Origin of the sequence: Microtetraspora malaysiensis (assembly GCF_001528665.1) — a bacterium.
In the GTDB taxonomy this organism is placed as follows: domain Bacteria; phylum Actinomycetota; class Actinomycetes; order Streptosporangiales; family Streptosporangiaceae; genus Microtetraspora_A; species Microtetraspora_A malaysiensis.
Genome location: NZ_BBYJ01000006.1, coordinates 183617 through 201762 on the forward strand (window position 1 = coordinate 183617; position 18146 = coordinate 201762).

Consider the following 18146-nt stretch of genomic DNA (forward strand, 5'->3'; position numbering starts at 1 on the left):
AGGGGTACTCGACGGAGGAGACGGAATGCCGGGGCCACGGCGGCGCGACGACGCGAACCAGTCCAGCGCGTCCCCCGAAGCGCGCGACGAGGCCCCCGCGATCCAGACCGTACGCCGCGCGGCGCTGATCCTGAGCGCGTTCACCGTCGAACACCCCCGGCTCAGCCTGAGCGAGATCACCGCCCGCCTCGGCACCAGTAAGCCCACCGCGCACCGCTACACGCGGGCGCTGCGGGCGGCCAACCTGCTCCGGTACGACGCCCAGCAGGCGACCTACACGCTGGGGCCCGAGATCCTCGCCCTGGAGGCGGCCGCCCGCGCCGGGCTGCCCATCGCCGCCGCGGCCGGGCCGTACCTCGACCTCCTGGTCCGCGAGACCAACCAGACCGCCGTGCTCAGCGTCTGGAACGGCGAGAGCCCGGTCGTCGTGCGCTGCGTCGACAACACCGACGGCGACATCCGGCTCAGCGTGCGCACCGGCTCCACGCTCGACCTGCTCCGCTCGGCGCAGGGCCGCGTCTTCTGCGCGTACCTGCCGGTGGGGGAGGTCCCCGGGCTGGCGCGCAAACTCCGCGCCGCCCCCGACCTGCGCGACCTGATCGACGAGGTGCGGCTGACCGGCGTCGCGGTCAACTCGCCCGCCGATCACGGCGTACGCGTGATCGCCGCGCCGATCTTCGAGGGCGACCAGATCGTCGCGTCGATGGCGGTGGTGAGCACAGTGGCCGCCCTGGCCGGAGAGACCGAGCATCGGGTGACAGAGGCGCTGCGCGCCCTCTCCCGCCGCCTGTCCGCCGAACTGGGCGGCGCCACCTCCTCACCCGCCTGACCCGCGGGCCCGCACGGCCGTGGGCGGAGAACGTCCTCCTCGCCGTTGATGAGTGCCGCTGCGCTGCGGCGGGTGGCTGCTCCGGCGCGCCGTGATAGCGGGCCTCCGGTGATGCCGCTCCCGCGGCCATCGCGGGCGCGGTGGTACATGGCACGGTCCTACGCGCGCCTCCACAACCACCCGCACTCCGCTCCGCTCCCCGCCGCACCGGCTTCCCGTGGGGTGTGACGTAATACGAGATATTGTTTCGCATATTGACATGGATGGAACCTTCCTCCTACGTTCGTGCGTATCCCTCCAACCCCCCTCCCGGTCGCCCACGCCCATACCGCCGACCCCTCGGCGGTGGGCGTGGGCGACGACGGGAACCAAGGAGCCTGCATGCGAACCCGACGCGTGGGCACCCTCGCGGCCCTGACCACCGTCCCCCTCACCCCGGCGCACAGCCGGTCTGCGGTGGCGGCCCGATGACCGCGCTCAACCTGGTGGCCACCCCCGGCGGGCTGGCCCGCGTCGAGGGCCGGGAGGCCGTCCTCCTCGACCTGCCGTACGGCGACGTCGCCGAGCTGCTCGCCCTGGGCGAGGGCTTCGCGCCCGCCCGGCGGGCGCGCGAGCTGCGCCGGCTTCCGCTGGTCGGCCTCGAAGGAGAGCTCCTGGCGCCGCTGGCCCGCACGCGGGCGATCTGGGGCGTCGGGCTGAACTACCGCTCCAAGGCGGAGCTGACCGGACGGCCGGTGCCGAAGGAGCCGATCCTCTTCCTGCGCGCCCCGTCCGCCGTGCCGGCGCCGGGGGCGGAGGTCGAGCTGCCGCAGGACCGGTCCAGCCAGGTCGACTACGAGGCCGAGGTCGCCTTCGTCGTCGGCCGCCGCATGTCCCGCGTACGGCCTGAGCAGGTGTGGGAGCACCTCGCCGCCGTCACCGCCGCGAACGACATGACCGCCCGCGACGTCATGGCGGCCACCGGCACGCCGTCCCTGGCCAAGAGCTTCCCCGGCTTCGGCGCGCTCGGCGCCTCGGTGCTCGACCTGTCCGGGGTGCCCGACCCCGGGGACATCGCGGTCCGCGCGACCGTCAACGGCGTCGTCCACCAGGACTCCAGCACGGCCGAGCTGATCTTCCCGGTGCCCGACCTGGTCTCGCGGATCTCGCACTTCGCCGTGCTGGAGCCCGGAGACGTGGTGCTGACCGGCACTCCGGCGGGCACGGGGCAGGACCGCCAGGTCTTCCTCGGTCCGGGCGACGAGGTGGAGATCACCGTGCCGGGGGTGCTGCCCCTGCGCACCCGATACCGGGCGCTTCCCGGCCACTCCTGACCGCACCCCTCTTCCCGACACCCCGTCGGGGTCACTCGCTTTGTCCGCATCCGCCGCGCGGCACCGTGCCGCGGCGGCTCCCCCGTCCACAGGCCGGGGTCTCCACGCTCAAGGAGATTCGATGACCGAGACAGATGTTTCCTACGATCTCGTCCTGACGAACGGCACCGTCTTCGACACCGAGGCGGGGACGTCCGCGGTGGCCGACGTGGCGATCTCGGGCGACCGGGTCGCGCGGATCGCGCCGTCCCTCGACCAGGGCGCCAAGGACCGGGCGCGGGAGGTCGTGGACTGCTCCGGCCGCTGGGTGCTCCCCGGCCTGGTGGAGGGCCACACGCACATCTTCGAGCACGTGTCGAAGGTGGGGGCGCCGCCGGACGAGGCCCACCTGCGCAGGGGAGTGGTCGCCGCCGCCGACGCGGGCACGGTCGGCGCGTCCACGTTCGCCGCCTTCGACGCGTACGTGGTCGGCCGGGCCGAGATGCGGCTGGTGAACTTCCTCAACGTGTCGGTGCTCGGCCTGATCGACTTCCGCTTCGGAGAGCTGCTGAACCCCGCGACGCTGGTCCCGGAGGACGCGCTGGCCGTGGCCAGGGAGAACCCGGGTGTGGTGCGCGGCTTCAAGATCCGGCTGTCGGAGGATGTCGTCGGCCCGGCCTGGCGGTCCCTGCTGAAGACGTCGCTCGAACTCGCCGACGAGGCGGGCCTGCCCCTCATGGTCCACATCGGCGAGACCGAGGAGCCGCTGCCCGACGTGCTGCCGATGCTCCGCCCCGGCGACATCGTCGCCCACTGCTACACCGGCAAGCCGCACGGCATCCTCGACGACGGCAAGGTCATCCCCGCCGTACAGGAGGCCAGGGCGCGCGGCGTGCTGTTCGACAGCGCGCACGGCAAGAGCAACCTCAGCTTCGAGGTCGCCCGGCAGGCCATCGCCGAAGGCTTCCTCCCGGACCTGCTCACCTCCGACACCAGCGGACGCAACTGGCGCGGACCGGTGTTCGACCTGATCACCAGCGCGGCCAAGCTGCTCGCGCTCGGCATGCCGATGGACGAGATCGCGCCGCGCATGACGATCGCCCCCGCCCGCGTCCTCGGCCTCGACACCGAGGGGTACGGAACCCTCGTCGAAGGGGGCCCCGCCCACGTCACGGTGCTCGCCGAGACCGACGAGACGGTGCTGCCCGACGCTGCGGGCAACTCGATCGTCGCGCCCCGGCTCGAACCCGCCCTCATCCTGCACAAGGGCCGCAAGGTCGAGTCGACCCCGTGGCGGGGCCTGGCGGCGGAGCCGGCCGGCTCCCGGTGACCTGGACCACCCCGGTGACGGACGCCCGGCGGCGGCTGCGGGCCGCGCTCGCCGCCGGGCGCCGGGTCACCGGTACGTTCGTCAAGCTGCCGACGATCGACTGCGTGGACCTGGCCCGCCAGGCCGGGCTCGACTTCGTCGTGGTGGACGGCGAGCACTCCGCCCTCACCGACGAGACCGTCCTCGCGCTGGTACGGCACGCCGCCGTCACGGGGCTGCCCGCCCTGGTCCGGGTGCCCTCGGTGGACCCGGCGTGGATCAACCGCGTGCTGGAGAGCGGCGCGGCCGGAGTGCAGCTCTCGATGCTGACCCGCGCCGCCGAGACGTCCGCCCTGGTCGCGGCCACGCGGTACGCGCCGCACGGCGAGCGCAGCGTCAGCCTGGCGCACCCGGCGGCGGGCTTCGGCGCGGCAGACCTGGCCGCGTACCTGGCCGCCGAGGAACTCGACCCGCCGCTGCTCGTCGGGCAGATCGAGACCGCGACGACCCGCGACCCGCTCACGGACCTCGTCCGCGGCCTCGACGTCGCCTTCGTCGGCACCACCGACCTCGCGGTCGGCCTCGGCCTCGCCGGGGCCGCCGACCAGACGGCGCTCGCGGCGCGGGTCGCCGAGATCTCCGCGGCCGCCCGCGCGACCGGGACGGCCTTCGGCGGCTGGGTGGCCCGCCCGGAAGCCGCGCTGATCACCGCGGCCGGGCTCGGCTCGGCCGCGTACGTCATCGCCGGGTCCGACCTGCAGTTCCTCGGATCCGCGCTGCGCGCCACCGCGGCCGTGGCGCGCGACCTGCCCAGTCCGGAATCGGGAGCCCGGTGAAGGACGCCGAGAAAGGAACGACCATGTTCAACCAGCACCTGTACGGCGTCGCGGTGAACTGGGACGACATCCCCGCGACCGAGATCCGCCCCGGAGTGCGGCGCAAGGTGTACTCCACCGACGAGATCATGCTCGCCTGGCACGAGCTGGCCGTCGGGATGACCCTCAACCCGCACCACCACGACGACTTCGACCAGCTCGTGCTCATCCACCAGGGCCGCTGCACGTACTACGTGGACGGCGTGGGCCACGACCTCGGGCCGGGCTCGATGCTGCTGGTGCCCAAGGGGGCCGAGCACTACATCGAGCCCGTCGAGGGGCCGTGCGTCAACGTGGACGTCTTCGCGCCGCCGCGCGCGGACTTCCGTGACGCCGTCTGGCTCCCGGAAGGCCCCTGACCGGTAGGTGACCGACCGCCCGTGCGTGCCGTTCGACCGGCCGGCGGGGCGGCCCGCCCGGCCCCGCCATCGGCGCGGGGCCGATCCGGGGAGCCACGTGCCCGTCGGGTGCCCCCGCCAGGGCGGCGCGAGCGTGCCCGCGCGTCGCGGGACGGATTTCCCCTGAACAGGGATGAGCCGGACCCTCTTGACATTCCACAAGGCTCCGGGCCAGCATCACATTGCGAGACGGTATCTCGAATTCTCGCTCAAATCGCAAGAAGGGCCAGACCGCGGCGATGACGCAGTTGACACATACGGACCCCGGTGGAACGCCCAACCGCTCCCTCGTCCACGAGGACTGGGACGCGTTGACGTTCAAGGTGCACAGGTCGGCCTACCGGTCGCCCGCCCTGTTCCAGCAGGAGACGTCCCGCATCTGGGGCCACACCTGGCTGTACCTGGGGCACGAGACCGAGATCCCGAACCCGGGCGACTTCAAGTCCCGCACGCTCGGCGGCCGGCCGCTCATCTTCTGCCGCGACTCCTCCGGCAAGATCCAGGTGTTCTTCAACGCCTGCACCCACCGCGGCACCATCCTGTGCCGGCACAACGAGGGCAACACCAAGTTCTTCCAGTGCTTCTACCACGCCTGGGCGTTCAGCAACTCCGGCGAGCTGGCCGCGCTGCCCGGTGACGAGGCGTACGCCGACGTCCCCGGCTTCAAGGAGCGGCACCGGCTGCGCTCCGTCCCGCGCGTGGACAGCCACGAGGGCTTCGTCTTCATCTCCTTCGACCCGGACGTGCCGGACCTGCTGACCCACCTCGGCGAGGCCGCGCACTACATGTCGCTCACCGCCAAGATCGGCCCGCAGGGCATGCAGACCGTCCCCGGCGTCCAGCTCTACTCGGTCAAGGGCAACTGGAAGCTCGCCGTCGAGAACGCCATGGACGGCTACCACTTCGCCCCCACCCACAACACTTTCGTGGGCTATCTGCGCGAGACCGGCTTCGCGGTCACCGACGACGACCAGTACGCCTACGACCTCGGCGACGGCCACGGGCTGCTCATCCTGACCGGGCACAACGGCCGCATCGGCATGGTGTGGGAGCCGCGCTTCGGCCCGGAGGAGAAGGAGCGCATCGCCGCCAAGCGGCAGGAGATGGAGCAGCGCCTCGGCAAGGAGCTCGCCGCCGAGGTCGCCGACGCCAGCCGGATCCTGTTCGTGTTCCCCAACCTGCTGCTGTTCGACCTGGAGGCGCTGACCATCCGGCAGATCGAGCCGGTCGAGGCGGGCCGCACGGACGTGCGGGCCTGGCAGTTCGTCGAGACCGGCGAGCCGGACGAGGTCCGGGCGCTGCGCATCAAGACGATGGTCAGCTTCGTCGGCCCCGGAGGGCTCGCGACCCCCGACGACATCGAGGCGTACGAGGCGGTGCAGCGCGGCATCGAGGCCACCGCGGACTCGGCCGACCCCGCCTGGGACTGGAGCGACATGTCGCGCGGCATGGCGAACGAGAAGCAGGGCAACCAGGGCCGCTCCATCGACGAGGGCGCGATGCGCAGCTTCTGGCGGCAGTGGTCGCGTCGCGTCGAGGGCGACGGAACCCCGGGTGCCTGAGCGGCCGGGACGGGTGGAGAGCATGGACCAGCGTAAGGAGAGCACCATGGGCCGCCGCACGGTGACCAGGGCGGAAGCCGAGGACTTCCTCTACCGGGAGGCGATGCTGCTCGACGAGTGGCGCCTGGACGAGTGGCTGGCCCTCTTCGAGGAGGGCGGCCGCATGGAGGTCACCACCACCGACTGGAACGGATGGGACAGCTCCTCGGCCGGCGCCTTCATGTGCGATGACCACGACCTGCTCAAGGCCAGGGTGAAGCGGCTCAAGAGCCGCAAGGCGCACGCCGAGAACCCGCACTCCCGCACCCACCGGATGATCTCCAACGTGATCATCCTGGAGCAGGGGGACGAGACGGTCTGGGTCGCCGCCAACTTCATCATCCACCGCTACCGCGACAACCAGGCGTTCTCGTACGTCGGCCGCTACGAGCACGTCCTGCTGGTCGACGACGGGCTCAGGTTCCGGCTCCGCAGGTCGATCCCGACCATGGAGACGATGGCCCCGGGCGCCCGGCTGAGCTTCATCCTCTGAGGCGGCGTCCATGATCAGGCACACGCTGGTGTTCCGGTTCCGCGACGACGTCCCCGAGGAGACCGTCGCCGCCGTCCTCGCGGAGCTGGCCACCTTCCCGGCGAAGTACCCCACGATGCGCAACTGGGCCAGTGGCCGCAACATCAGCACCCGCGACACCACGATGACGCACGGGTTCGTCGTCGAGTTCGACACCGAGCAGGATCTCCTGGACTACCTCGGCAGCGACTCCCACGAGGAGTTCGTACGCGAGCGCTGGCGCCCGGTTATCGACCGGCAGGCGATCGTCACCTTCGCGTACTGACGTGCGCGCCCCCTACGACCACGACCGATGAGGAACTGACATGACGACTGACGGCGCCCGCCGCAGGGGGCCCCACAGCATGGAGTACGCACGGATCCTGGTCCCGGACATGGCCGAGACCATCGAGTTCCTGCGCTACCACGTCGGCCTCCAGCTGGAGCGGCACACCGACGAGTACGCCTACCTGCGCGCCGACATCGAGCACCACTGCATCGAGCTGATCAGCGACCCGAGCCTTTCGGCGTCGCACACCGTCGCGATCGGCTTCAGCGTCGAGTCCGCCGAGGTGCTCGCCGACCTGCGCGAGCGGGTGACCGCCGCCGGTCTCGAGGCGCTGGCGCTCCAGGACCGGATGAAGGGCCTGTGCCAGGACGGCTTCGCCGTACGCGACCCGAACGGCCTGATCATCGAGCTGTTCACCGAGTTCCAGGAGTACGCCGAGCCGCCGACGATCGAGCTGCGCCCGCGCAAGCTGGTGCACCCCTTCCTCGCCACGGACAAGTACGACGAGTGCCTGGAGTTCTACACCAAGGTCCTCGGCTTCCAGGTCTCGGACTACGTCGGCGACATCTCGGCGTTCCTCCGCTCGGAGGACCGGTTCCACCACAGCCTCGCGCTGCAGCGGAACAAGGAGTACTTCGTCGCGCACCTGTGCTTCATGATGAAGAGCTTCGACCACGTCATGCGCGGTCGGGCGCGGGCGCTGCACAAGAAGGTGCCGATCCCCTCCGACCTGGTCAACCACTCCGCGTCCACGTCGATCGCGTTCTACATGTTCGAGCCCAAGCACGGGCCGCGGTACGAGCTGTGCGACGGCCACCGGGTCTTCACGCCCGAAGAGCACGAGACGCACCGGGCCCGCCGCATGGTCGCCGACCCGCGCAACATCGACGTGTGGCGCGCGGCCGACAACGACTGGGACCGTTTCTGACCCGGCGCCACGCGAGGCACGGCGCCGGGCTCTGACCGGGGCGGCGCGGATCCCCTACCGGCAGGGATCCGCGCCGCGCCTTCGTTTCCGGCGCGCGGCTCGCTACGGCCGGCTCGCCGGGCTCACCGTCTTGGCCGGGTCGCGTTCGACCACCGGGCCGAGGATCTCGTCGATCTTGCGCATGGTGTCGGCGTCGAGCTTGACCCCGGCCGCCTTCACGTTGTCGCGGACCTGCTCGGGACGGGTCGCGCCCACGATCGCCGACGACACGTTGGGGTTCTGCAGCACCCAGGCCACGGCGAGCTGGGCCATGGTGAGCCCGTGGTCGGCCGCGACCGGCTTCAGCTCCTGCACCCGGCGCAGCACCTCGTCGGACATGAGGCCGTCGATGAACCGCGACCCGGTGGTGTCCGTCGCCCGCGAGCCGGCGGGCGGCGGCTGCCCGGGCAGGTACTTGCCGGTCAGCACACCCTGCGCGATGGGCGACCACACGATCTGGCCGAGCCCCTCGCGCTCGCTCAGCGGCACGACCTCGGCCTCGATGACCCGCCACAGCATCGAGTACTGCGGCTGGTTCGAGACGAGGCGGTCGAAGCCCATCGACTCGGCGATCTTCAACGCCTGGGAGATCTGGTCGGCGCTCCACTCGCTGACACCGACGTAGAGCACCTTGCCCTGCCGTACGAGGTCGTCGAAGGCCCGGAGGGTCTCCTCCAAGGGAGTCTCAGAGTCGAAGCGGTGCGCCTGATAGAGGTCCACATAGTCCGTGCCGAGCCGCCGCAGCGACCCGTTGATCGACTCCATGATGTGCTTGCGTGACAGGCCGCGGTCGTTGCGGCCGGGCCCGGTCGGCCAGTAGACCTTCGTGAAGATCTCCAGAGACTCGCGGCGCACGCCCTTCAGCGCCCGGCCGAGCACCTCCTCGGCCTTCGTGCCCGCGTAGACGTCCGCGGTGTCGAAGGTCGTGATGCCCTCATCCAGGGCCGCGCGCACGCACGCGTGCGCGGCGTCCTCCTCAACCTGGGAACCGTGCGTGATCCAGTTGCCGTAGCTGATCTCACTGACCATGAGACCGCTCCGGCCGAGATGGCGGAATTCCATAAGCGGAACACTAGAACACCCGGTCGATCAGGCGGTGCGCTGGTGTGCCAGGCGCATCGCCGCGATCCCCGGCGGGAAGACGATGATCGGCCGCATCATCCCCATGTCCTGGTGTTCCAGCAGGTGGCAGTGGTAGGCGTACCGCCCGGTGCCGCCCACGAACGTGCCGGCGATCTCCACGACCTCCGCGTCGCCGAGCCGGACCACGTCCTTCCAGCCCTTCTCTCCCTCCTCGACCACGCCCGTCTCCTTGAACTCGAGGGGCCGGGTGGTGCCGCAGAGCTTCATGTCGAACCCGCTGACGTCGTAGACGTCCCGCGACAGGATCTGGAAGCGCATCAGGTGGATGTGCATCGGGTGCAGCGCCGTGGCGACGTTGATGAACGTCCACTGCTCGCACTTGCCCAGCTCGCTGTAGAAGTTCACGGTGTCGTCGGGGTTACGGGAGATCCGCTTGAAGGTCCGCAGCCGGCCGTCCGCCCCCCGGAGCTGCACCACGCCGTCCGACGGGATCCGCACCGACGCCGCGTCCACCTCCGCCATCTCCCACATTTCGGCGTGCCGCCCGCCGAGCACCTTCGTGGCGACGATCCGGTGATAGCGGTCCGCGGGCAGCGCGCCGTACGTCAGGCGGGCGAACGAGGACGAGAGCACCGCGGGAGGGGCGAACGAGTCGGCTCCGCTCCCGGCCGCGACCCGGAACTGCATCATCTGCGGGTACGGCAGGCCGGGCGTGGGCACCCCCGGAGCCGATTCCCGCGAGATGGGCGGGGCGGGCGGGTTGTCGTCCAGCACGTTCACCAGCCGCAGCCGCCGCCCGCCGGATCCCGAGAAGTCGACCAGGATGTCCACCCGCTCCCCGGGCGACAGGATGAGCGGCGAGTCGACGGTAACCGGTGCGGGGAGGAGCCCGGCGTCCGTCCCGATCTGCCGCACCGCCCCTTTCACCGGCCGCCCGGTCTCCTCATCGATGATCATCATGTGGTAGGTGCGGGTGTTGCAGGCGTTGAGCATTCGGAACCGGTACCAGGCGGGCTTCACGTCCAGATAGGGCCAGATCGTGCCGTTGACCAGCGTGTACGGCCCGCGGAACCCGGCCGTGACGTGCGGCGGCGCGGCGTCGGCGTAGGTCACCTTGTGCAGCAGGCGGCCGGTGAGCCGTCCGTCCGCGTCCACCTCGAAGTTGCGGTCGGTGATCACCAGCGGGATCTCGCGGTCGTCGCCCGGGAGCCTGAGCCGGTCCTCCTCATCGTCCCTGATCAGGTACATGCCGATCAGCCCGGCGAAGAGCGTCCACGTCGAGACGTGCATCGAGTGATCGTGGTACCACAGGGTCGACGCCGGCTGGGAGTTGAGATACTCCACGATCTGTGTCTCACCGGGGAGCTGCCCGTTCTCCGACCACCCGTCCTGGCCCGCCCCCGTGACGGCGCCGTGCAGGTGCACGACCAGCCACGGCGGGATCGCGGCCACGTCCGCGCGCGGCGTGCCCCCGCTGCGCCCCGGCACGACGTACGGGTTGGGCTGCACCCCCACCGGGGCGTAGACCTCCACCGCGGTGACCGGCACCCGCTGGTCGTCGATGACGTTGCGCCAGGCCACCTCCAGCCGCTGCCCGCGCCGCACCTCGATGGTCGGGCCGGGGAAATGCCCGCCGTAGGTCCACAAGCGGGTCGGCGGGAGCTGCGCGTGCAGCCGCCGGTTCACCGAGCGTAGCTCGATCGTCAGCCGCTGCCCCTGCGGGCGGAGGACCGGCGGGACGCGGAGCGCGTCCAGGAAGGGCGTCAGCGTGGTGGTGATCCCGCGGCCCTGCGGGATGTCCGCCGCGGCGGGGGGTACGTTGCCGGTCGGCGAGGAGCCGGGGCGCTGCGGGCCGTGCGCCGAACTTCCGTGCGGGTCGTCTCCCGATCCGATCGTCCCCGGAGTCTCCCCGCGGACCGACGCCACCACCCTGCCGCCGCCCCAGCCCACCGCGGTCGCCGCGAGCCCCGCGGCCACGGTCCAGAATCCCCGCCTGCTGGTCCTCATCCCCGCCCCGTCTTCACGATCGTCGCGCCGCCCCCCAAGCGACCGGTACGGCTCGCGGCCGCCCCCGGCGCGACGCCGGTCGCCATAGTGCCACGACCCGCCCGTACAGCCCGGGAAGCCGCGCAGGAGCCGGGATCGGGACCACCGCCGTCGCGCGGGAACGGATCAGACCTGGGACGGATTGGCGGTAGTGTGCCCCGGTGCGGCGGTTGATCCCTTCTCGTCTGATACGGCTCGCGCTCGCGGCCGCGGTGGCCGCGACCATCGTCGGGGCCGTGTTCCTCCTGCTCCGGCGCCGCGCGGACCCCGCCTCCGCCAGCGTGCCCGGCCGCGCTTCAGGCCGTGTTTCAGGCCGTGCGTCCGGTCACGCGGCGGACGGCGCCATCGGCGGTGCGCCCGGGGGCGCGGCACGCCCTGACCAGGGCCGTCCGGTCCCGCGGACAGGGGGCGCACCCGGCACCGGCACGGCCGAGGTCGCACCCTTCCCGCCCGAGCCGGTCCTGGGACGGCCGACGACCGAGGAGGCCCGGCTCTTCCTCGGCCGCCGCTCGCGCGCGGCCGAAAGGCTCGAGGCGTTCGCCCAAGCGGGTGGGCCTCCGGGGGAGGGGCCGCTCGCGGACGTGCGCAGACTTGACCGGCGAACCCGCAGGCGGCTGCACCGGTTGGTGGGGGCCGCGGTGGTCGTCTGCCTGCTCGCGCTGGGGGTCCGCTACGTCGAGGCCACGACCTTCCACGAAGACCCGCTGACCTCGGCGGACGCGCGGCACCCGGACAGCGTCCCCTGCGTCGGGGACGGCTGCCCGGGCGGCGGCGGCGCTGTGACATCCGCCACCGGTGGGGCGGATCCCGAGGACCATGTGCAGGCGGGGGAGAAGCCGGACCCGGCGTGCGCGCCCACCGTGGGCAGGCCCGTGGTCCGGCCGGTGCGGCCCCGGGTGACCCGCGCCGTGAACCGGCAGTGGCGGCGCATCGAGAGGTGGCTCAAGGCCAACGCGCCCAGGACGTTCCGCACGCTGCGCCCGCCCGCGAGGGCGGGGACGATCGCCGTCGCCGAGGCCCAGATGGGCGTGCGGTTCCCCGACGACCTGCGCGCCTCGCTGCTGCGCCACAACGGCTCCCGCGTCACGCCGGAGACCGGGGGCCTGCGGCTCTACCGGTACGGGATGTCCGGCGTGAAGGAGATCCGCGACACCTGGCGGCACCTGTGCCGGCAGGAGGGCGTCGACTACACCGACGATCCGCGTGACGAGTGGTGGAGCGGGCGGATGATCCCCGTCGGCGACGACCAGAACGGTGAGTACCTGCTGGTCGACTCAGTACGAAGGGACGTCGCGGGATCGCTCGCCGAGAACGGCGGAACCTTCACGGGCGGGCCGGACTGGACCTCGTACTACGCGTTGCTCAGGACCGTCGCCGACGCGCTGGTCTCGGGACAGCCGATCAAGGGCCGGCTCGCCCCCCGGGTGACGGATGGGGCGCTCGGATGGGTCGACGTGGACGACCGGGAAACGGGCAACCCGGGCATGACCGTCGGTATGACGCCGTAGAAGGCGGAGAAGGGCGGAACGGCGTACGGCCACCGCGTCGCGGTGGCCGTACCGGAACCCGCCCGCCCTCAGCTCGACGGCGGGGTGACCGGCTTGCCGCCGGGCAGCACCATCGGCTTGGGGAAGCGCAGGCGGCGGATCTGCGAGGAGCGCATCGCGGCGTAGAAGCCGATGCCCTTCAGGTTCTCGTCGGGGAATTTCTGCGCGGCGGCCTGCTTCACCCGGTACCCGACGTAGAACGAGTTGCCGATGACCGCGACCATCACGATCGGCAGGGCCAGGGTGTAGACCGTCAGAACCGCCACGCGGATCTCCGGCGGGAACGGGACCACCGACAGCAGCATGATGACCAGCACCGCGGGCAGGAAGTACTGCCCGGGGAGACGCCGGGAATCGACCCAGTCCCGGGCGAACCTGCGCACGGGGCCCTTGTCACGGGGGAGGAGGTACCTCTCCTCGCCACGGAGCATGCCCTCACGCTGCCGGGCCCGCTGCACCCGGTCCCGGTCCCGCTGCTGGCGGTAGGCTTCCTTGCGGTTGGCCGGTGCGGTAACGGGCGAGCGGCGGCGCCCCTGCGCCTCGCTCCGCTTAGGGGTGGGACGGCCCTTGCCCTGAGTCTGCTGAGGCTTAGGATCTTGGACGGAGATGGGGGTCTCGTCCGTGGTGGCCTGGTTACGACGTCCGAACACGTCGCCCAGCCTACCGGGAGTGCAACTTAGTGACGCCCTCACGCGTTATGCGTAGGGTGAACCAAGGCGGCTTGGCCGCTTTTGGGCGACTGAATACGGCTGGGGCTACCCACGCAACCTTGAGAAGGGGACGGCCGACGCGCATGAGCGTGATGAAAAGACTTTCCATGATCTTCAAGTCGAAGGCCAATAGGGCACTGGACAAGATGGAGGATCCGCGGGAGACCCTGGACTACTCCTACCAGCGCCAGCTTGAGCTGCTGCAGAAGGTGCGCCGGGGCGTGGCCGACGTCGCCACCAGCCGCAAGCGGGTCGAACTGCAGATCAACCAGCTCGAAGCCCAGGGCAAGAAACTGGAGGACCAGGGCAGGCAGGCGCTGTCCGTCGGGCGGGAGGACCTGGCGCGTGAGGCGCTGACCCGCCGCAACGGCCTCAACACCCAGATCGCCGACCTGCGGATCCAGTACAACAACCTGCAGGGCGAGGAGGAGAAGCTCACCCTCGCCAGCCAGCGGCTCCAGGCCAAGGTGGACTCCTTCCGCACCAAGAAGGAGACCATCAAGGCCACCTACACCGCGGCCGAGGCGCAGACCCGGATCAACGAGGCGTTCTCCGGCATCTCCGAGGAGATGGGCGACGTCGGCCTCGCGATCCAGCGCGCCGAGGACAAGACGGCGCAGATGCAGGCGCGCGCCGGCGCGATCGACGAGCTGCTCGCCAGCGGCGCGCTCGACGACTTCACCGGTCAGCGTGACGACATCCAGGCCGAGCTCGACCGCATGGGCGGCGGCACGGACGTCGAGCTGGAGATCGCCAGGATGAAGGCGGAGCTCGGGCAGGGTCCGGCTCCCAAGAGCGCCATCGAGGCCGGGCAGCCTGGCCAGGCGGCCCAGCAGGCGCCGCAGACCCAGCAGATTCGGCAGCCGGGGGAGGGCCTGTGATCGTCAGAATCATGGGAGAGGGCCAGATCCAGATAGCCGACGCCGACCTCGACGTTCTGAACGCCCTGGACGACGAGCTTGAGGCCGCCATCGAGGCAGAGGATGAGGCGGTCTTCCGGGTCAAGCTGCACGCGCTTCTGGACAAGGTCCGTCAGGTGGGCAAGTCCCTGCCCGACGACTCGCTCGAGCCGTCCGAGCTGATCCTGCCTCCCGCCGACGCCTCGATCGAGGAAGTGCGGGACATGCTCGGCGACACCGGGCTCATCCCGGGCTGATGTCCCGGACCAGGTTCGCCCCTGATCGTGGTCTGACCACCCGGATGGTCACGACCATGTTCTTGCTCGGCCTGCTCTACGTCGCGTTCATGGCCATCCTGATCGCGGTCGGAGTGCGGGCGGTCGTGGTTCTGGTGATCGCCGCGGGCTTCCTGCTGGTGCAGTACTTCCTGTCCGACAAGATCGCGTTGTTCGCGATGCACGGACGGGAGGTCTCCCCTCAGGAAGCCCCTGAGCTGCACGGCATCATCGACCGGCTGAGCGCGATGGCGGACATGCCCAAACCCAGGGTGGCGATCGCCGACTCGGACGTGCCGAACGCGTTCGCCACCGGGCGCAACCAGAAGAACGCGGTCGTCTGCGTGACGACCGGCATCCTGCGCAGGCTCGACGCGCGGGAGCTGGAAGGCGTCCTCGCCCATGAGATGTCCCACGTCGCGCACCGCGACGTGGCGGTCATGACGATCGCCTCGTTCCTCGGCGTGGTGGCCGGGCTGATGACCCGGTTCGCGCTCTACAGCGGCCTCGCGGGAGGCCGCAGGGACAACAACAACGGCCCGCCCGTCGGGCTGATCATCCTGCTGGTGTCCGGCATCGTCTACGCGGTGAGCTTCCTGCTGACGCGGGCCCTGTCCCGCTACCGCGAGCTGGCCGCCGACCGCGCGGGCGCACTGCTGACGCAGCAGCCGTCCGCGCTGGCGAGCGCGCTCACGAAGGTGAGCGGCGAGATCGCGCGGATCCCGACGCAGGACCTGCGCGAGGCGCAGCCGTTCAACGCGTTCTACTTCGCGCCCGCCCTCTCCGGACAGAGCGTCGCGTCCCTGTTCTCCACCCACCCGTCGCTGGAGCGCCGCCTGGAGCAGCTCTCCGGCATCTCGGCCGAGCTGGGGCGCTGATGGGCTGGTTCGACGCGCTTCTCGGCAGGTCGAAACCGGCGAAGCCGGACCTCGACGCGCTGTTCGCGTTGCCGTCGGCGGCGGTGACCCTGCAGGCGGCCACCGGGTTCACCCCCGCCGGCGTCGGGTCGGTGTGCTTCCGCGCCGCGGAGGGCGGCGCCTTCGTCCAGCTCGAACAGGAGATCCAGGCCCTGCTCGGCACGGGCACCGAGCTGGCGCCCGACTCGTACGGCTACACCTGGCTGGTGGTCCACCGCCCCGCCGAGGACGTGGCGTCGCTGGTCACCGACCTGCACGCGGTCAACTCGACGCTGGAGGCGAACGGCTTCGGGCCGTCCCTGCTGTGCTCGCTGGTGACCTTCGCCGACCCGCGCGGCCGGCGGCTCGCCATCGTCTACCTGTACAAGCAGGGCACCTTCTACCCCTTCGCGCCCACCGGTGGCACCCAGCGGGACAACGCGCTCGAACTGCAGATGCGCGGGGTGCTCGCGGGCGAGCTCAAGATCGAACCCGACCTCGCCCGCTGGTTCCCGGTCTGGGGCGCCCCCGGCCTGTGAGCCGGTCGCGCGGCGCCCCCGGCCCCACTACGGAAGCGCCAGCATGCGGTCGAGCGCGACCTTGGCCCAGTGGGCGGTGTCGGGGTCGACGGTGATCTGGTTGACCACCTCGCCGTCGGCGAGCGACTCCAGCGCCCACACCAGGTGCGGCAGGTCGATCCGGTTCATGGTGGAGCAGTAGCAGACGGTCCGGTCGAGGAAGGTCACGTCCTTGTCCGGGAACATCCCCGCGAGCCGCTTGACCAGGTTCAGCTCGGTGCCGATCGCCCACGACGAGCCGGCCGGGGCCTCCTGAAGCTTGCGGATGATGTACTCGGTGGAGCCGACGAAGTCGGCCTTGGTCACGACCTCGTGCCGGCACTCCGGGTGGACCAGCACGTTCACACCGGGGATGCGGGCGCGTACGCCGTCGACGCATTCGGCGGTGAACCGGCCGTGGACCGAGCAGTGGCCCTTCCACAGGATCATCCGGGCGTTCTCGAGCTGCTCCCGGGTGAGGCCCCCGTTCGGGCGGTGCGGGTTGTAGACGACGCAGTCGTCCAGCGACATGCCCATTTCCAGCACGGCGGTGTTGCGGCCGAGGTGCTGGTCGGGGAGGAACAGGACCTTCTCTCCCTGCTCGAAGGCCCACTCCAGCGCGCGCCGCGCGTTGGACGAGGTGCAGACGGCCCCTCCGTGCCGCCCGCAGAAGGCCTTGATGTCGGCGCTGGAGTTCATGTACGTGATCGGGACCACGCGGTCGGCGAGCCCCGCGTCCTCCAGGGCGTCCCAGCACTCCTCGACCTGGTCGAAGGTCGCCATGTCGGCCATCGAGCAGCCGGCCGCCATGTCCGGCAGGACGACCTTCTGGGCGTCGGAGGTGAGGATGTCGGCCGACTCGGCCATGAAGTGGACGCCGCAGAAGACGATGTATTCGGCCTCGGGACGGGCGGCGGCCTCGCGGGCGAGCTTGAAAGAGTCGCCGGTCACATCCGCGAACTGGATGACCTCGTCGCGCTGGTAGTGGTGGCCGAGCACGAAGAGCCTGTCGCCGAGCCGTTCCTTGGCCTTGCGGGCGCGCTCGACCAGCGCGGGATCGGAGGCGAGGGGCAGCTCACCCGGACACTCCACGCCACGCTCGCTGTGCGGGTCGGCGTCCTGGCCGAGGATGAAGAGCGGAATCCCGGTCTCGGTGGTCGTCACGACCACACCCCCTTCGGGGACTTATCGTCGAACTGACGACTAATAATTACACATCCTTAGTCCGTTTCGTGCCAGGGGTCGCCGGTCTCCGCGCGGGCCTGCCCGCGACCCGGCCCCACGCTCACCGGCGATCACGAGCCCGGGTGCCGCGGGGAGGGCCCGGCCGGGAATGTGTGGCGCCGAAGCGGTGTTGGTAGCGTCTATCTGGGGAGAGCTCAGGGGTGTGGCCTTCGACAAAGGCGGAAATCATCCCTTTGGGCCCACCCTGAGACGTCAGAATCCATCGACCGCTCCCGGAGGGCGGTTGACGCAGACGCGGGAGTCAGCACATGACGGTTGAGAGCAGCGAGACCACCCAGCAGGGTCTGATCCTGACTGACGCGGCCGCCGCCAAGGTCAAGAGCCTGCTGGAGCAGCAGGGCGAGGAAGGACTGCAGCTGCGCGTCGCGGTGCAGCCGGGCGGCTGTTCCGGCCTTCGCTACCAGCTCTTCTTCGACGACCGCTCCATGGACGGCGACGTCGTGTCGGACTTCGGCGGTGTCAGCGTCGTGACCGACCGGATGAGCGCGCCGTACCTGATCGGCGCCACGGTCGACTTCGTGGACACGATCGAGAAGCAGGGCTTCACGATCGACAACCCGAACGCCACGGGCTCCTGCGCCTGCGGCGACTCGTTCAACTAGCGGCCGCCCGCGGCCCCGGAGCAACCCTCTCGGGCCGCGCACCGCGACACGGACGCCCCGTACGGCCCCTGCCGTGCGGGGCGTCGGCGTGCACCGGCGCCGGTGGAGATCCCACCTGGACTCCGGTCGCGTATTCTTGCGGGGTTTGTCGGAACGTTCATCGAGGCGTCCGCGAAGTCCTATGGAGATCCTCGAAACGTTCGTCCAGATGCTGA

Annotated in this window: 19 protein-coding genes; 15 read left to right on the forward strand and 4 right to left on the reverse strand. The window is 70.9% G+C overall.

Features of this window, described 5'->3' with window-relative positions; translation table 11 throughout:
- Nucleotides 1-25: 25 nt before the first annotated feature.
- The 9 genes from AWQ71_RS06265 to AWQ71_RS06305 all read left to right on the forward strand — a co-directional run bounded on the left by AWQ71_RS06265 (nt 26) and on the right by AWQ71_RS06305 (nt 8032).
- On the forward strand, nt 26-829 hold the full coding sequence (locus AWQ71_RS06265) for an IclR family transcriptional regulator (protein ID WP_067128094.1): 804 nt from the start codon (nt 26-28) through the stop codon (nt 827-829).
- Nucleotides 830-1296: 467 nt separating this feature from the next.
- Complete coding sequence (locus tag AWQ71_RS06270; RefSeq protein ID WP_067128097.1) at nt 1297-2142, forward strand: fumarylacetoacetate hydrolase family protein; 846 nt, start codon at nt 1297-1299, stop codon at nt 2140-2142.
- Between the two features lie 121 nt (nt 2143-2263).
- A complete protein-coding gene (locus AWQ71_RS41410) occupies nt 2264-3451 on the forward strand; it encodes a TatD family hydrolase (protein ID WP_067128100.1) in 1188 nt (395 codons plus the stop codon).
- The gene (locus AWQ71_RS41415) at nt 3448-4266 is read left to right on the forward strand and encodes an HpcH/HpaI aldolase family protein (RefSeq protein ID WP_169806519.1); all 819 of its coding nucleotides are present in this window, start codon (nt 3448-3450) and stop codon (nt 4264-4266) included. Before AWQ71_RS41410 ends, AWQ71_RS41415 begins: the two co-directional genes overlap by 4 nt.
- 23 nt (nt 4267-4289) lie before the next feature.
- Nucleotides 4290-4664: an AraC family ligand binding domain-containing protein gene (locus AWQ71_RS06285; protein WP_067128914.1), complete on the forward strand. Its 375-nt coding sequence runs from the start codon at nt 4290-4292 to the stop codon at nt 4662-4664.
- Nucleotides 4665-4942: 278 nt separating this feature from the next.
- The gene (locus AWQ71_RS06290; protein ID WP_067128106.1) at nt 4943-6265 is read left to right on the forward strand and encodes an aromatic ring-hydroxylating oxygenase subunit alpha; all 1323 of its coding nucleotides are present in this window, start codon (nt 4943-4945) and stop codon (nt 6263-6265) included.
- A 22-nt stretch (nt 6266-6287) separates the two neighbouring features.
- Nucleotides 6288-6797 carry an aromatic-ring-hydroxylating dioxygenase subunit beta gene (locus AWQ71_RS06295; RefSeq protein WP_067128917.1) on the forward strand — a complete coding sequence of 170 codons (510 nt, stop codon included), beginning with the start codon at nt 6288-6290 and terminating at the stop codon, nt 6795-6797.
- Between the two features lie 10 nt (nt 6798-6807).
- Nucleotides 6808-7101 (forward strand): Dabb family protein, encoded by a 294-nt coding sequence (locus AWQ71_RS06300; protein WP_067128109.1) that lies wholly within the window; start codon nt 6808-6810, stop codon nt 7099-7101.
- Nucleotides 7102-7141: 40 nt separating this feature from the next.
- Nucleotides 7142-8032, forward strand: coding sequence for a VOC family protein (locus AWQ71_RS06305; RefSeq protein ID WP_067128112.1), 891 nt, complete (start codon nt 7142-7144; stop codon nt 8030-8032).
- Nucleotides 8033-8134: 102 nt separating this feature from the next.
- On the opposite strand, the gene AWQ71_RS06310 is transcribed toward AWQ71_RS06305, so the two are convergent.
- Together AWQ71_RS06310 and AWQ71_RS06315 are read right to left on the reverse strand one after the other, a co-directional pair.
- A complete protein-coding gene (locus AWQ71_RS06310) occupies nt 8135-9133 on the reverse strand; it encodes an aldo/keto reductase family protein (RefSeq protein ID WP_067128115.1) in 999 nt (332 codons plus the stop codon).
- A 27-nt stretch (nt 9134-9160) separates the two neighbouring features.
- The gene (locus AWQ71_RS06315; RefSeq protein WP_084258630.1) at nt 9161-11161 is read right to left on the reverse strand and encodes a multicopper oxidase family protein; all 2001 of its coding nucleotides are present in this window, start codon (nt 11159-11161) and stop codon (nt 9161-9163) included.
- 200 nt (nt 11162-11361) lie between these two features.
- Here AWQ71_RS06315 and AWQ71_RS06320 point away from each other — a divergent pair, with 200 nt between their 5' ends.
- Nucleotides 11362-12708, forward strand: coding sequence for an SMI1/KNR4 family protein (locus AWQ71_RS06320; protein ID WP_067128118.1), 1347 nt, complete (start codon nt 11362-11364; stop codon nt 12706-12708).
- Nucleotides 12709-12776: 68 nt separating this feature from the next.
- On the opposite strand, the gene AWQ71_RS06325 is transcribed toward AWQ71_RS06320, so the two are convergent.
- The gene (locus tag AWQ71_RS06325) at nt 12777-13397 is read right to left on the reverse strand and encodes a DUF3043 domain-containing protein (protein ID WP_067128121.1); all 621 of its coding nucleotides are present in this window, start codon (nt 13395-13397) and stop codon (nt 12777-12779) included.
- 143 nt (nt 13398-13540) lie between these two features.
- Between AWQ71_RS06325 and AWQ71_RS06330 the strand changes: the two genes are divergently transcribed.
- The 4 genes from AWQ71_RS06330 to pspAB are packed head-to-tail and all read left to right on the forward strand — an operon-like array spanning nt 13541 to nt 16066.
- A complete protein-coding gene (locus tag AWQ71_RS06330) occupies nt 13541-14338 on the forward strand; it encodes a PspA/IM30 family protein (RefSeq protein WP_084258631.1) in 798 nt (265 codons plus the stop codon).
- Nucleotides 14335-14613 carry a PspA-associated protein PspAA gene (pspAA, locus tag AWQ71_RS06335; protein WP_067128127.1) on the forward strand — a complete coding sequence of 93 codons (279 nt, stop codon included), beginning with the start codon at nt 14335-14337 and terminating at the stop codon, nt 14611-14613. The genes AWQ71_RS06330 and pspAA overlap by 4 nt, the downstream gene beginning before the upstream one ends.
- Nucleotides 14613-15509, forward strand: a complete 897-nt coding sequence (htpX, locus tag AWQ71_RS06340) for a zinc metalloprotease HtpX (RefSeq protein ID WP_067128130.1) — start codon at nt 14613-14615, stop codon at nt 15507-15509. The genes pspAA and htpX overlap by 1 nt, the downstream gene beginning before the upstream one ends.
- The gene (pspAB, locus tag AWQ71_RS06345) at nt 15509-16066 is read left to right on the forward strand and encodes a PspA-associated protein PspAB (protein WP_067128133.1); all 558 of its coding nucleotides are present in this window, start codon (nt 15509-15511) and stop codon (nt 16064-16066) included. The genes htpX and pspAB overlap by 1 nt, the downstream gene beginning before the upstream one ends.
- Before the next feature lie 27 nt (nt 16067-16093).
- On the opposite strand, the gene nadA is transcribed toward pspAB, so the two are convergent.
- The gene (gene nadA, locus AWQ71_RS06350; RefSeq protein WP_067128922.1) at nt 16094-17248 is read right to left on the reverse strand and encodes a quinolinate synthase NadA; all 1155 of its coding nucleotides are present in this window, start codon (nt 17246-17248) and stop codon (nt 16094-16096) included.
- A 329-nt stretch (nt 17249-17577) separates the two neighbouring features.
- On the opposite strand from nadA, the gene erpA reads away from it, so the two are divergent.
- Entirely contained in the window at nt 17578-17931 is a 354-nt protein-coding gene (erpA, locus tag AWQ71_RS06355; protein WP_061256525.1) for an iron-sulfur cluster insertion protein ErpA, read from the forward strand.
- Nucleotides 17932-18146 lie beyond the last annotated feature (215 nt).

What these genes read in the sequence shown, in the direction of transcription:
- pspAB (WP_067128133.1), top strand. Translation starts at nt 15,509, where the DNA reads ATGGGCTGGTTCGACGCGCTTCTCGGCAGGTCGAAACCGGCGAAGCCG.
- erpA (WP_061256525.1), top strand. Translation starts at nt 17,578, where the DNA reads ATGACGGTTGAGAGCAGCGAGACCACCCAGCAGGGTCTGATCCTGACT.
- AWQ71_RS06285 (WP_067128914.1), top strand. Translation starts at nt 4,290, where the DNA reads ATGTTCAACCAGCACCTGTACGGCGTCGCGGTGAACTGGGACGACATC.
- AWQ71_RS06330 (WP_084258631.1), top strand. Translation starts at nt 13,541, where the DNA reads ATGAGCGTGATGAAAAGACTTTCCATGATCTTCAAGTCGAAGGCCAAT.
- AWQ71_RS06300 (WP_067128109.1), top strand. Translation starts at nt 6,808, where the DNA reads ATGATCAGGCACACGCTGGTGTTCCGGTTCCGCGACGACGTCCCCGAG.
- AWQ71_RS06305 (WP_067128112.1), top strand. Translation starts at nt 7,142, where the DNA reads ATGACGACTGACGGCGCCCGCCGCAGGGGGCCCCACAGCATGGAGTAC.
- AWQ71_RS06265 (WP_067128094.1), top strand. Translation starts at nt 26, where the DNA reads ATGCCGGGGCCACGGCGGCGCGACGACGCGAACCAGTCCAGCGCGTCC.
- AWQ71_RS06315 (WP_084258630.1), bottom strand. Translation starts at nt 11,161, where the DNA reads ATGAGGACCAGCAGGCGGGGATTCTGGACCGTGGCCGCGGGGCTCGCG.
- AWQ71_RS06290 (WP_067128106.1), top strand. Translation starts at nt 4,943, where the DNA reads ATGACGCAGTTGACACATACGGACCCCGGTGGAACGCCCAACCGCTCC.
- AWQ71_RS06310 (WP_067128115.1), bottom strand. Translation starts at nt 9,133, where the DNA reads ATGGAATTCCGCCATCTCGGCCGGAGCGGTCTCATGGTCAGTGAGATC.
- AWQ71_RS06270 (WP_067128097.1), top strand. Translation starts at nt 1,297, where the DNA reads ATGACCGCGCTCAACCTGGTGGCCACCCCCGGCGGGCTGGCCCGCGTC.
- htpX (WP_067128130.1), top strand. Translation starts at nt 14,613, where the DNA reads ATGTCCCGGACCAGGTTCGCCCCTGATCGTGGTCTGACCACCCGGATG.
- AWQ71_RS41410 (WP_067128100.1), top strand. Translation starts at nt 2,264, where the DNA reads ATGACCGAGACAGATGTTTCCTACGATCTCGTCCTGACGAACGGCACC.
- AWQ71_RS06295 (WP_067128917.1), top strand. Translation starts at nt 6,288, where the DNA reads ATGGACCAGCGTAAGGAGAGCACCATGGGCCGCCGCACGGTGACCAGG.